This window comes from Burkholderia cepacia ATCC 25416 (assembly GCF_001411495.1).
GTDB classification, from domain to species: domain Bacteria; phylum Pseudomonadota; class Gammaproteobacteria; order Burkholderiales; family Burkholderiaceae; genus Burkholderia; species Burkholderia cepacia.
Genome location: NZ_CP012982.1, coordinates 1,708,037 through 1,721,187, shown reverse-complemented (window position 1 = coordinate 1,721,187; position 13,151 = coordinate 1,708,037). Strand labels below are relative to the sequence as shown.

Annotated in this window: 11 protein-coding genes and 1 pseudogene; all 12 read right to left on the bottom strand. The window is 64.2% G+C overall.

What is annotated here, in order from left to right; genetic code table 11:
- Positions 1 to 23: 23 nt before the first annotated feature.
- A complete protein-coding gene (locus tag APZ15_RS25010) occupies positions 24 to 2,384 on the bottom strand; it encodes an efflux RND transporter permease subunit (RefSeq protein WP_027790171.1) in 2,361 nt (786 codons plus the stop codon).
- A gap of 56 nt (positions 2,385 to 2,440) precedes the next feature.
- Positions 2,441 to 4,285 (bottom strand): DUF1302 domain-containing protein, encoded by a 1,845-nt coding sequence (locus APZ15_RS25005; RefSeq protein ID WP_027790172.1) that lies wholly within the window; start codon positions 4,283 to 4,285, stop codon positions 2,441 to 2,443.
- A gap of 78 nt (positions 4,286 to 4,363) precedes the next feature.
- Positions 4,364 to 5,731: a DUF1329 domain-containing protein gene (locus APZ15_RS25000; RefSeq protein WP_027790173.1), complete on the bottom strand. Its 1,368-nt coding sequence runs from the start codon at positions 5,729 to 5,731 to the stop codon at positions 4,364 to 4,366.
- 214 nt (positions 5,732 to 5,945) lie between these two features.
- On the bottom strand, positions 5,946 to 6,359 hold the full coding sequence (locus APZ15_RS24995) for a RidA family protein (RefSeq protein WP_027790174.1): 414 nt from the start codon (positions 6,357 to 6,359) through the stop codon (positions 5,946 to 5,948).
- 16 nt (positions 6,360 to 6,375) lie between these two features.
- Positions 6,376 to 7,209 (bottom strand): phytanoyl-CoA dioxygenase family protein, encoded by an 834-nt coding sequence (locus tag APZ15_RS24990; protein ID WP_027790175.1) that lies wholly within the window; start codon positions 7,207 to 7,209, stop codon positions 6,376 to 6,378.
- A 244-nt stretch (positions 7,210 to 7,453) separates the two neighbouring features.
- Complete coding sequence (locus APZ15_RS24985; RefSeq protein WP_027790176.1) at positions 7,454 to 8,056, bottom strand: TetR/AcrR family transcriptional regulator; 603 nt, start codon at positions 8,054 to 8,056, stop codon at positions 7,454 to 7,456.
- 61 nt (positions 8,057 to 8,117) lie between these two features.
- The gene (locus APZ15_RS24980; protein WP_027790177.1) at positions 8,118 to 8,792 is read right to left on the bottom strand and encodes a hypothetical protein; all 675 of its coding nucleotides are present in this window, start codon (positions 8,790 to 8,792) and stop codon (positions 8,118 to 8,120) included.
- A gap of 35 nt (positions 8,793 to 8,827) precedes the next feature.
- On the bottom strand, positions 8,828 to 9,487 hold the full coding sequence (locus tag APZ15_RS24975) for a c-type cytochrome (RefSeq protein ID WP_027790178.1): 660 nt from the start codon (positions 9,485 to 9,487) through the stop codon (positions 8,828 to 8,830).
- 10 nt (positions 9,488 to 9,497) lie between these two features.
- Positions 9,498 to 10,982, bottom strand: a complete 1,485-nt coding sequence (locus APZ15_RS24970; RefSeq protein ID WP_027790179.1) for a flavin monoamine oxidase family protein — start codon at positions 10,980 to 10,982, stop codon at positions 9,498 to 9,500.
- A 382-nt stretch (positions 10,983 to 11,364) separates the two neighbouring features.
- Positions 11,365 to 11,463: pseudogene (locus tag APZ15_RS42730) on the bottom strand (transposase); the annotation flags it as partial.
- 118 nt (positions 11,464 to 11,581) lie between these two features.
- Positions 11,582 to 12,601 carry a hypothetical protein gene (locus APZ15_RS41145; protein ID WP_138143400.1) on the bottom strand — a complete coding sequence of 340 codons (1,020 nt, stop codon included), beginning with the start codon at positions 12,599 to 12,601 and terminating at the stop codon, positions 11,582 to 11,584.
- Positions 12,602 to 12,670: 69 nt separating this feature from the next.
- Positions 12,671 to 13,126: a TniQ family protein gene (locus APZ15_RS42725; RefSeq protein WP_162269109.1), complete on the bottom strand. Its 456-nt coding sequence runs from the start codon at positions 13,124 to 13,126 to the stop codon at positions 12,671 to 12,673.
- Positions 13,127 to 13,151: the final 25 nt, after the last annotated feature.

Here is a 13,151-nt window from a genome sequence, read left to right as displayed (position 1 = left end):
CTCCGTCTGGATGTGCGTCAACTTCAGTGGCTGAACAGGCCCGGCGCGCGGGCCGGCTTGCGGCGCGGGAACCAGCGTTCGAGCAGCGACGCGAGCGCGGGCAGCGCGGTCATCGCCATCACCAGGTTCACGATGAACATGAACGCGAGCAGCTTGCCCATGTCGGCCTGGAACTTGAGCGCCGAGAAGCTCCACGTCGCGACGCCGATCGCCAGCGTGATCGCGGTGAAGATCGTGGCCACGCCCACTTCGAGCATCGCGTGCTGCACGGCCTTCACGATGTCCTGCCCGCCCGCGAGATGCACCTGCAGCCGGTTGTAGATGTAGAACGCGTAATCGACGCCGATGCCGACTGCCAGCACCATCACCGGCAACGTCGCGACGGTCAGCCCGATCTGCAGCTCCTTCATGAACCAGTAGCCGATGAACGTCGCGACCGACAGCGGCACGCAACAGGCGAGCATCGCGCGCCAGTCGCGATAGGCCAGGAACACGAGGACCAGAATCGCCGCATACACGTAGAGCATCATCGGCAGCTCGCTCTTCTCGACTTCGTCGTTCGTCGCGGCGAGCACGCCCGCGTTACCTGCGGCGAGCCGCACCGTGATGCCCGGGAACGGATGCGACGCGCGGTACTGCTTCACGTCGTCGAGGATGCGGTTGATCGTCGTCGCCTTGTGATCGGTCAAGAACAGGTGCACGGCCGTCATCCCGCAGTCGCGGCTCATGAAGCCCTTCAAGCGCGACACGTCGACCGACACCCCGCCGTAGTTCTCGGCGGCGATCGGCACGACGTTCATCTTCGGGAAGTCCTCGTTGTAGCCCTGGTTGTACGCGCGCAGCATCGCCGAGTACGACTGCACCGATACGACGCCAGGCTCGGTCTTCATCGCGGCCGAGAAGTCGTCCTCATACAGGCCGACCGCCGGGTTGTCGCACGCCTTGCCGGTCGATTCGATCGCCACCGTCAGCCAGTCGAGGCCCATGTCGTAGTTGCCGGCGATCGACGTCGCGTCGCGGTTGAAGCGCGCGTCCGCGCGCAGCTCCGGCGCACCCGGCTGCAGCGTGCCGATCACGCGATCGCGGCTTTGCCACGCGGCGAGCGCGAAGATCGCCACCGTCAGCGCGACGGTGACGCCCGAGTACTTCGGCTCCGCCACGCGTGCGAGCACGCGCAGCGGCTTCGCACGCTGCTGCGCGCGCTTCAGCGAGTTGTCCGCATAGGTTTTCGTGAAGTTGAAGCACGATGCCGCGACGGGCAGCAGGATCAGGTTCGTGACGATCTTGTAGGCCACGCCGAGCGACGCGGTGATCGCCAGCTCGCGCACCATCGGAATCGGAATCAGCAACAGCGTGATGAACGACACGAACGCGGTGATCAGCGCGAGCACGCCGGGGATCAGCAGGCCGCTGAAGCTGTGGCGCGCCGCATCGAACGAACTCTGCCCGTGCGCGATCTCGCGGACGATGAAGTTCACCTGCTGCACGCCATGCGACACGCCGATCGCGAACACGAGGAACGGCACGAGCACCGCGAGCGGATCGAGGCCGAAGCCGAGCAGCTTCAGGGTGCCGAACTGCCATACGAGCGACGTCAGCGAGCACGCGACCAGCAGCACCGTGAAGCGCACCGAATGGCAATACCAGTACACCGCGAGCGTCGTCAGCAGCAGCGCGACCGCGCAGAAGCCGAGCACGGCCGTCGCGCCGTCGGCGATATCGCCGATCTGTTTCGCGAAGCCGATGATCTGGACGTCGTAGCCGGCATCCTCGAACGGCTTGCGGATCTTCTCCTCGAGCAGGTGATTGAATGCCACGTAGTCGAGCACCTTGCCGGCGCTGTCGCGCTCGTTCAGCTCGGCCGTGATCATCGCGCTGTCCTCGCCGTGAGACACGAGCGTGCCGACGTAGCCGCCGAGCGTCGTCGCGCGGCGCACGCGCGCGACGATGTCGGGCGTCAACTGGTCGGGCGTGACCGTGCCGGGAATGATCGGCTCGGCGCGAAACCCTTCGTCGGTCACTTCGTTGACGAACGCGTTCGGCGTCCACAACGAGCGCACGCCGATCCGGTCGACGTTCGGCAGGTACGTGACGGCCTGCGTGACGTCGTACAGCCGCGTCAGCCCCTGCTTCGACCAGATCGACCCGTGCCTCGCACGCACGACCACCGTGATCCGGTTCGCGCCGAGCAGGTCGTTCCGGTATTGCTGGAACGTGCGGATGTACTCGTGCCCGATCGGCATCTGCTTTTCGAAGCCGGCATCCATGCGCAGTTGCACGGCGAACACGGCCATCGCGACGGTGAACAACGCGATCGCCGCGAGTACGATCGCGCGGTGACCGAAGAAAAGCCTTTCCAGGCGACTGACCAGACGATTGAGCACGACGTTACCCCTTCATGTATTGCGGCGGCCCACCTGCCACCTGCCACCCGCCGCCGTCAGAAATTCCGCGTGACGAACAAGCCGACGAAATTGCGGTCCGCATAAGGCTGGCCCACCGTGTTGTGACCGCCCCAGAACGAAGTGAAGTTGATGCCGGCCTGCCAGTTCGGCGGGTTCTGGTTGAACAGCACGTAGACGTTCAGCGACTTCGCACCCTGCATGTAATTCGCGGTGAAGGTCGGTGTGTAGCCGTACAGGCCGGTGCTGAACGTCAGGCCCGGCGTGACCTGCCAGCCGGGAATCAGCGTGCCGTCATAGGTCCAGTTGAAGTCGATCGTCGCGCCCACCGAGCTCGACGTACCCTGGCCCATCCCGATCGGATAGCCGGCAGCCGACCCGTTGTTCAGCCACGGCAGGTAGCCGGTCTGCGGCACCTGCGTGACGGTCTGGCCGCCGACCGTGCGCGTGACGCCGCTCGGGCTCAGCCCCGGGTAGTAGATCCACGTCAGTTCCCACGTCAGCGCGGCCGAATCGGCGCCGAGCAGTTTCAGGAACGGATACTCGCTGCGCGTGAGCGCGAGCAGCCCGTTGATGTCGTACTGGAACTTCTTCTTGTCGACCCATTGCGGGCAGTCCACGCCGGCCACGCCGTTCGTGTTCAGGTCGAGCGGGCCGCCCGCGCCGTAGCAGCTCGACAGCGCGACCGCATCGCGCGGCCGGTACGACAGTTCGGTGCCGATCGCCCACGGGCCGACGCCGAAGTTCGCGCTGACGCCGAACAACTGGCGCCGGCCGAGATACGACCATTGCTCGGTGCCGTTCGCGAGCGACGCGAGCACCGGCGACTTGTCGGTGTAGTTCAGGTAGTAGAACGCGAAGTTCGCGTCGAACGAGCGCGGCGAATAGTTGAACTTCACGCCGAACTGCGGCCGGTATTTCGCCGGCAGGTTCGTCGTGCTCGGCAGGCCGATGTCGTTGAACGGCGGCCCGGCGTAGGTGCCGTTCACGAGCCCGTTCTTGATCGCATTGAGCGTGTCCTGGTTGCCCGCCGCACCCGATCCGCCGATCGCGTTCGCGATCGTGCCGGCGCTCGGGCCAGTCACGTTCAGGTTGTTCGTGTTGATCGTGAACGGCTCCGCGCCGCGGCCGAAACCGTTCGTCACCGACCAGTACGAGCCGACCGGCGGATAGCGGTTGCCGTTCCACTGGAACTGGTAGTACGCCTCGGTGCTGAACCCGTGCGACAGGTCGGCTGCCAGGCTCACCATCGGCGCGGGCAGCAGCGCCTGCTTGAGCTGCGAGCCGGGAATCAGCAGCTTTTGTGTGTCGATGGAGTTCGTCGCGTTGATGCCGCTCTGCGCGAACATGCTCTCGCCCCAGTTGATCACCTGGTTGCCGAGCCGCACGTGCGCGTTGCGCCCGCCGATCGTGAAATCCTTCTGCGCCCACAGGTCGAGCAGCTGCGCGTTGTAGACGACCTGCGCGGCGGCCGTGCTCGACAACGGCGTGCGGTTCGTGTTCTTGGCCATGAAGTCGTACATGCCGGTACCGCGCACCATGAACTTCAACCCCTCGCTCGGCATCTTCAGCAGCAGCTCGCTGGTCGCGCTGATGTAGGTGCTGAACGGTTGGCCCCTGCGATAGTTCAGGTCGCCGTTGTCCGCATAGCCCCACTGGTTGGTGTTCGCGCCCGCGCCGCAGCCGAAGGCGTTCGGGTCGCCGGTGAGCGAGCAGCTCGGGTTTTTGGTGCGAATACCGGCGCCGGCCGTGAGGTTCGACACCCACGAGCCCTGCAGGGCCCCGCCGTTCAACGTGAAGTCATACGCGTACGCGCTCGACGTCGCGGCGCCCGCCATCGCGACCGATACCGTAGCATTCCTTAACAATCTTGCCGGTTCCATGATCCACCTCCGCCCCTGTTCGATGCCGGCGCACGATCGTTGCGCGCGCCGGTCCTTGTATCCGTCAGCCGGTCACCGTCAACGTTCGCTGACCGAGCGCAGCGATTCCGCCGTGTAGAAATCCTGCTTGAAGCGCGGATCGTCGGCCTGACCGAACCAGCGAATGTCCTTGCCCTGACCGATCGACGACGCATCGAACACATAGCGGCCATTGATCATGTCGTACTGCGCGAGCGGTTCGTTGTCGCAGGTGCCACCAAGCTCCCATACCGGAATCGGGTAGCTTTCCCGCACCTTCCACAACTTGCCCTGCGCGTCGTAGTCCTCGCCGACGAGCGCGAGCCAGCTGTCTTCGTCGAGATAGAACACCTTCTTCGACGCGACGTGCCGCGCGCTCGGCTTCAGCGTCGCTTCGACGACCCACACGCGATGCGTCTCGTAGCGACGGTTCGCCGCGGCGAGGCCGTCGGGCGTCGCGACGTCGTGCAGCTTGCTCTTGAACCGGTACATGCCGAACGCGTTGTACGGGACGAGCATTTCCTTCTTGCCGACCAGCTTCCAGTTGAACCGGTCGAGCGAGCCGTTGATCATGTTGGCCTCGTCGATCAGGTACTGGTTCTCGAAGCCGATCAACGGCGCGTCATGCGTATAGGCCGGCATGCGTCGCACGCGGCGCTGTCCCGGGAAGTAGTAGTAGGTTTCCGAATCCTTGTTGAAGTACTGCCGCTGGACGAAGGCCTGCCCGGCCAGCGCGGCCGGCGAGTTCATCTGGAAATAAACGGCGGCGCTCAACTGGTCGACCTCCTGCGGCGAGGTCTTGCCGAGCTTGGCCGACGGGAAATAGAACGTCTGCGGGCCGACCGCGTCGATCCATTCGCTGCTGCCGGGGCGCGGCGAAATGCTCGTGGCGACCTGCGCCCATTCGACGCCTTCGCCGCGATAACGCATCTCGTAGTTCAGGATCGCTTCGATGCCGTTCTTCGGTTGCGGGAACGGCACGCCCGGCAACGCGGCCGCGGCGAGGTTCTCGCCGCTCGCATCCAGCTTCGCGGCCGTGAGGTTCGCCTTCGAGTTCTGCTCGGCGGCATCCGGCAACTGGCATTCGCGGTGGGACGGGTAGACGTCCATCCGGTAGCCCTTCTTCTGCTTGATCAGCGCGACCTGGCCGGGCGACAGCTTGTCCGCATACTTGTCGACGTTCGCCGCGTCGATCGAATAGAGCGGCTTCTCGTTGCGATGCTTCCAGAAATCGCCGCGTACCTTGCCCCACTCCCAGCCGGCGTCGGGCGACTGCTTGCCCGCATAAGCCGGCACCGCGCCGTCCTTGCTCGCCGAACGGTCGGCGCCGGCCGGTGTCAGGTCGTCCGCCGCGACGGCGGTGCCGATCGCGACACATGCAGCGGCCGCGATCGCGGACGTGGTCCAGAAACGATGCTTCTTCATCATGGTTCTCCTTCCTGCTCCGCCTTCGCTCGCCCATCCCGGACGAAACGCATTTGTTTCGATCGTCGTCGTCAATCGACGATGACGTCGCGCCCTGATCGAGGCCGGCCGGGGTCCCGGCCGGCCACGTGCCAATCGACTGCTATCCCGTTACTTTTTTATCAGGACTGCGATTCATATGGAACGCAAATCCCGCGAAAAACCCTCGTGCCTTCCGTCAGCCCTTGCCGGAGCCGGCCACCGCCACCGCGCGAATCTCGACGCACAGCCCCGGCAGCGCCAGTTGCGTGACGCCGACCGCTGTCCACGACGGGTAACGGTCGGGGAAATACACGTCCTTGACCGCCGCGAAGCCTTCGGTCTCGCATTGCAGATCCGTGTGGAAAGTCGTGAGCTCCACGACATCGGTGAGGCTCGCGCCGGCTTCCTCGAGGATCGCCTTCAGGCACTCGAACGCGATCCGCGCCTGGGCCTGCACGCCGTCGGCCGGCTGCATCTGCGCGTCGAGGCCGACCTGGCCCGACACCCAGATCGTGTCGCCGACGCGCGTCGCCGGCGAGAAGTGGTACGCGTCGTACCACGGCTGGAACGCAGCCGGCACGATCGATTGCCGCTTCGGAGTTGCTGTCATGACGAATTCTCCCGGTTCAGACGAGTTGGCGGAAACACGGCGCGCGGAACGGATCGCCGGCCTTCAGCCCGGCGAGTTCCTCGACAAACAGCACGCCGGCCGGCGTGAATCCCGAGCGGCTTTCGTCGGGCAGCGGGCTGAACACCGCGTCGTCGCCGAAAAAGCGCAGCACGAGCGTATGGCGATCGGGGAAATCGGCGTCGACCGCGCCGCCGCCGTGCAGCACGCCTGGATGGAGCAGCAGCACGTCGCCCGGCTTCGTTTCCCACGACAGGATGTCGTACGCATCCGGCGCCGCGCGGCGCTCGGCCTCGATGTTCGGCAGGCGCGGCCACACGTCGCCGCCGTGCAGCGGGTCGGTCGGATCCTCGGCGTTCTGGAACGTCGTGCCGTCATGCCGCACGCCGTGATGCGAGCCGCGCACGATCTCCAGCGCATTACGCTTGGGCACGTGCTCGAAGCTGATCCACGCGTTGCCGAAGTGCATGCCCTGCCACGGCAGGTACGACGTGTCCTGGTGCCACGGCGAGCGTGCGCTCTTGCCGCCGCCCTTCATGAACAGCTCCTCGGCGAAGTACCACACGTGCTTCGAACCCCACAGGTCGGCGAACAGCTGCCCGAACGGCAGCGTGCCGACCAGCGCGTCGAGCCGCTCCTTCGCATACGGGTTCGCGTTGTCGTTGTGCGACTTGTATTCGGTGCCGTCGAGCAGCGTCGTCGCCATCGGGCCCGGATTCTCCATTCCCCAGTCGAACACCGCGCGGCATTGCGCGAGTTGTTCGTCGTTGAGCACCCCTTCGATGAGCACGGCTCCGTCCTCGAAGAACGCCTTTCGCTTCATTGCATCCATCGTCTATCTCCCGATTCGTTCAGCCTCAACCGGCGGTTCGTCTTCACTGCCGGCACATCAGTAGAACATGATGACTATGTTAGGTCATCATGACAAAAATAATTAAAAGAAAAAGACGGGGTATTCCCTGTTTCGTCTGCATGATCGAACGTTTGTGGCCGGCCGCCGCCGGCCCGTCATGACAATCGGCTTTCGGCCTTCATACAGGCGCACGACAACGCGCGGCCACCGCGTCTTCGCGCCGTCATCCGCGCACGCGGTCGAACACCGTGTGCGCGATGAAGCCGACCAGTACCGCGTCGGCCAGCGCATCGGCCGCGCCGTGCGACTGCATGCCATCGCACAACGCGGTCAGGCCGAGCGCCAGCACCGGCGTGGGCAACGGCAAAGACACGCCGGCCCGCGCGGCATACGCGTCGATGCACGCGGCCGCGAGTGCCTGGCGGTCTCGTAGCAACGCGCCGAAGCGCGCACGGAACCGCGGATCGCGCGCCGCCTGGAACTGCGCGTCGAGCCACATCAGGTGCACTGCAGGCTGGGTCGCGCCCCTTCGCCAATACGCGAGCATCGCGCGCTGCGCATCGTCGACCGGATCGTGCGAACCGACGATCCGCTGCAATGCCGCGGCAGCCTCGTCCCGATCCCGGCGCAGCAGCTCGAACAGCACGTCGGCCTTGTCGCGGAAGTTCGAGTAGAATGCGCCGCGCGTATGCCCGGCCGCCGCTGCAATATCCTCCACGCTCGCGGCCGCATAGCCTTTCTCCGCGAGGATCGCGCGCGCGGCGCCGAGCAGGCGTTCGCGCGTCGCATCGCGCCGCTCGGCGCGGGTCAGGCGAATGCGGTCCATCCGCGCACTCCACGATCACGGCAACCGGAGCGATCCTTCGTTACCTCCTCAGTACAGCTACTCATTTAGGATACGACAACACACCGGCATCGGCCCGACCGCGCCCCTTCTCCCGCTCCAGTGCGCAATAGGCGTAATAGAGCGCGACGGTCAGGTACGACCACGTCAGCAACGCCAGTACGTAGAAATTGAACACGACGTTGGTTTCCTCGCCGGGGATCTTGTAGAAGTCGTAGATGCACGCGATCGCCTGCGCAGCGACGAGCGCGATCGTCGTCGTCAGCGCATGGAACGCGTGCCCGGCACGCGCGAGTCGCCACACGAAACCGGCGAGATAGATCGACATCAGCGTCCACATCGCCACGTAGAAGTACGGCAGCGCGTGCTGCAACACGCCGGCCACGAGCGCGATCGTCCCGAGCGTCGCGAGCACGAACAGCGTCACGTCCTGCCGCATCGACGGCCGGTAGCCGTGCGTGACGGCCATCAGGCCGGCGACCGCGATCACCGGCATCCCGAATCCCCGCGAGAACGCGTCGAGAAAATGCGAGATGAAGTACGACACCGGCGATTCGGTCGCGAAGAAGATCACCGCGTTGGATGCGGAGATCGTCACGATCCACCACTCGAGGCCGATCAGGAAGTTGCGCTTGCGCACGAACTTGAAGCCGTAGACGCCGGTCGTCGCCGCAAGCGTCGCGCTGGAAAGACAAAGGGCAAGTGATCTGTAATCCATGGTTCGAACTCCCGAAGTCGATTGCTGCCGTTGATTCACTGCCCAGCGGGGCCGAGGCTCGCGAGATAGGACGCCACCGCCGCCCGATCGTCCGCCGACATCGCCTGCGCGACGCGCTGCATCGTGCCGGTCGCCTCGCTGCGCGAGCCCTTCGCGAACGCGTCGAGCTGCGCGAGCAGATAGTCGTATCCCTGCCCGGCCAGCCGTGGGAATTGCGCCTGCCCCATCAGCTGTGCGCCGTGGCAGGCCGCGCACGCACCGCCCGTCACCAGTTGCTCGCCTTTCGTGCGCAGTCGTGCATCCGGCTTGAAATAGCGGTTGTCCAGCGGCGCCTGCTTCGCGTAATAGCCGGCCAGACGCGTGATCTCGGCTTCGCTCATCGTCATCGCGAGCGGGCCCATCGTCGGGTTCGTGCGCTGCCCGCCCGCAAATGCGCGAAGCTGTGCGGCCACGTATTGCGCCGGCTGGCCGGCAAGGCTCGGATACGCCTGGCTGAGCGACGTGCCCTTCACGCCGTGGCAGCCCATGCACGCGTCTGTCACGCGCGGCCACGGGCCGCCGTCGGCGTCATCGGCTTGCGCGGCCGTATCGATATGGCGCTGCAGGCGATAGAAGCCGAGCAACGTCGGGCCGTAGAGGGCCAGCAACGCACCGATCGCCACCACCGCCGTGAGCAATAAAAGCCGTTTCTTCATCTTCGTGATCCTAAGCATGACGCAGCGCATTCAGCGCCTGAAGCGCGCTTTGGTGACCGGAGCGCACGGCGCCGTCCATGTAGCCGGCCCAGATGTTCGCGGTCTCGGTGCCCGACCAGATCAGGTTGCCGCACGGCGCACGCAGCGCTTCGCCGTGCGCGCTCCAGAAGCCGGGCGGGATCGCCGATACGCACGTGAGCGTCCACGGGTCGGCGAGCCCCCAGTCGCGATCGTGGTACGACACCGGCGCACGCGCTTCGTCGCCCCACGCCTGCGCATAGAGATCCATGTGCATCTGCTTCGCGGCCTGCGGATCCGACGGCACCAACGCATTCCGGACGAACGCGTTGATCACGCCGATCTCGCCGCCCGGCGGTGAATTGTCGTAAGCCCAGAACACCGGCCCGTCGGTCTGGAAGATGTGGCCGTTCAAGCCCTTGTCGCGCCAGAACGGGCGGCGGTAGACCATCGCGGTCTTGCGCGCCGGCGAATGGGCCGGCCACGCACGCTGCAACGCGTGGCGCTTTTCAGGCAGCGGCGGATCGAACTGCACCTGATGACACAGCGCCGGGTGAAGCGCCATCACGACCTTTTTCGCGCGCACCGTGCCGCGATCGGTTTCCAGCGTCACGACATCGCGATCCCAGCCGACGATCCGCCGCACCGGCGACGACAGCCGCACCTTGTCGCCCAGTTGCTGCGCCATCCGGATGCTGAGGATCTGCGAGCCGCCGACGAAGCGGGTTTCCTGCGCGCTGTGCTTGATCGAATCGAGCTGCGCGTAATCGCAATCGGCGGAGTTGATCATCGACAGGAAGTGCAGCAGCCCCATCTTCGCCGGCGCGACGCCGCCCGACAGCGAGATCGACGCGTTCCAGCCCATCCGGTCTTCCGCCTTGATGCCCTGCGTCGCGAGCCAGTCGCCGACCGACAGTCGGTCGAGTTCGCCGACCTTGGGCGACGTCCACGGCGCGCCCGACGGCACGTCGCGCGACAACCTGCTCAGTTTCGCCGCGACGGCCTCGTCGGTGCCGAAGGTGCCCTCCAGGTCGATCTCGGCGCGCCCGTCGCCGCCGAGAATCACGGTCTTGCCCGCGTAGTAGCTCGGGAACGTGCCGACTTCCAGCTCGCGAGCAAGATCGGCGACCGCCGTCTGGCCCGGGCCGATCCACTGGCCGCCCACTTCGGTCACGTGGCCGCCGCCCACGTCGTAGTTCAGCGTGCGGCCGCCCACGCGGTCGCGCGCCTCGAGCACGACGAAGGATTCGCAGCCGGCGTAGCGCAGGTCGCGCGCGGCCGTCAGGCCCGCCAGCCCGGCGCCGACGATCGCGACATCGAGCACGCCGCTGTCGTTCCCGGCGGCAGGCGCCGCATCGGCCTTCGCCCGCGCGGCGCCGAGTGCGAGACCGCCCGCCGCGACCGATGCACCGGCAACCTTGAGCCACTGCCTGCGCTGCAGGTCGGCCGCCCCGCTGGTGGATGACTTCCTGGACATAATCTGTGAATGACGCCTGCATTGGGGCGCGAACTCCGGCTGCCCTGGCGGCAGGCGGCCATCGTTCGCGCGGAGTCTGAAGACAGGATGCGATCCCGATCCGCTTCACCTGCCACCGGGCCGCCTGCCCTTGACGGGGGCGCTAATCCGGTTCGCATTCCTGCCTGTACACGCGCCGTACTGCCCCATACCGATAAGGATTTTCTGGCGCCCTGAGTTAGTACATGTTGCAAAAGTTAGGTCATGATACATAAAACATGATCGAAAAAAAAAGGCAGGGTATTCCCCTGTCATACAGTACCTTGCTGCGCATTTGAAAGGCTATGGAAAGAAAAAATATTGCCGCTTCGACGCACAAGATGCCAATTCATGCGTGGGGCGCAACCGGGATTCGCGAATAGGTCATGCTGATGACTTCGGTGAGCCCCTCCAGGCCATCGACCACGGTAATCAGGATGTCCTGGCAGCCGCGCGTCTTGAGACCGCCGTCGCAAGGAACCCGCCAACACCGGCCCGTCACACGCCGCGCTTCTCGAAATCCACGGCCTGCATGTTGGGGCTGACAAAGATGACGCTGACGGGCGTGAGTGAAACTGCCTTTACGATGACGTCGATATCGTCCGGTTTGGTGGCGCCAGCGCGGGAAGCGCGTTGGCGCCTGCCTGCGAATATGCCTTCAGCCGTGTCAGCGAGCCCTCAAGCTTGATTCTTTCCAGCGCCTCTCGAGAAAACAGCCATCCAGTGAACCCTGGCTTACCCTTGAGCACAGCCTCCGGCTTCATCTCGCCACGGAGAATCATCCGAAAGAGATGCTCGATCATCTCGTTACGCCAAGCACACGATCGAAGTACCCGTGCCAACACTACTTGCTCGGCACCCTCATAGTCGATGACCGGCAAATCCTCGGCAAGCTTGAGTAGCTTTTCGATACTGGATCTCAATACCTGCACTTGTTCTCCTTTGCGAAACTGTACGGTATCCCCTTGAGCCTCCGGAAAAAGGAGCGGGAGCAACACGATCTGCCGTCGAATCGATATCCCAAGGTTCCGAAGCGCCTTGAGGCCAGCCTGCTCATGCAAGATCTGCCGAATCCTCGGTAGGTCTTCGCGCCGAACAGCCAGCAACATTCGTTTGCTTCGAGATGGTCGATATTTGACCACGATCAGCCCCTTCCCAGCTAACTCCTTGAGCTTCTCTTCTTTCATATTGAGTTCCCGAGCTGCGCTTGACGCCCACATCCAGGGCAATCGAGATGCGACGGTGTCCATCAGGGCGTTTTTCCGATCAAGCGAAGGCCACGGCCAATGATCGACGAGGTACTGCAAAACAACGTCCCTTAGGAACCCGAATTCTCCTTTATGTTGGTTCGAGCGAATGTAGGTATAGATGCCTCGGAAAGTGGATCCGACACACCCATCCTCGTCGCCTCGTTCCTTGTGCATCTTACTTAGATATGTCCGAAACCCAGATGGCCACACCGACAATGCATCGGCCGATGGATCAAGGGCCGCGATGGCGTTGCTCATTGCTCCGATGTGGCCTGCCTCGCGACGGCAACCGGCTTTTTCGGCATCGGTTGGGTTCCCGAAGTGCACAAGAAGAGAAATCATGTCATTCAACGAAAGCCCATCGAATACAGAAGATTCTCCGCAAAAATTTGGAAGCCTACTAGCTATTATTGAGGATAGCTAAGTGAACTTCGTTGGTGCTGACGACGTTTGCATGTCTGCAAACCGTTCTCCACAGTCGCAGCAAAGCAGCGATTTTCTTGTCCAAAGTATGGGGCGGTTGCACGCGCCACACCGATCGATCAGCCAGCATCGATGCTTGGTGCACGCTAGATAGGGACGCAATTCCCACTCGGCTGCCCAGCGCGTCTGTTCGCGCAAGCAAAGCGGGCAGCACCGTGCAGTCTTGTTCAGCCACGCCCTGGGCGCAGAGCGACGCAAACTGATCAGACTATTCAAGTATCGTCTCGATTCGACCGGGGGCGCGATACGATCCCAAGACAACGCCTTCTCAAGAGCCGTCTCGTCGAGGACTACACCAAGCTGATACAGGCGATCTAGCGAGATACCATTGCTGACGGCGATGCGCTTCATATAGGCCGAACTCGCCTCTCCGACCTGGATGACTGGGTGCATAAACATCCTTGGAGGAGAGGCGATT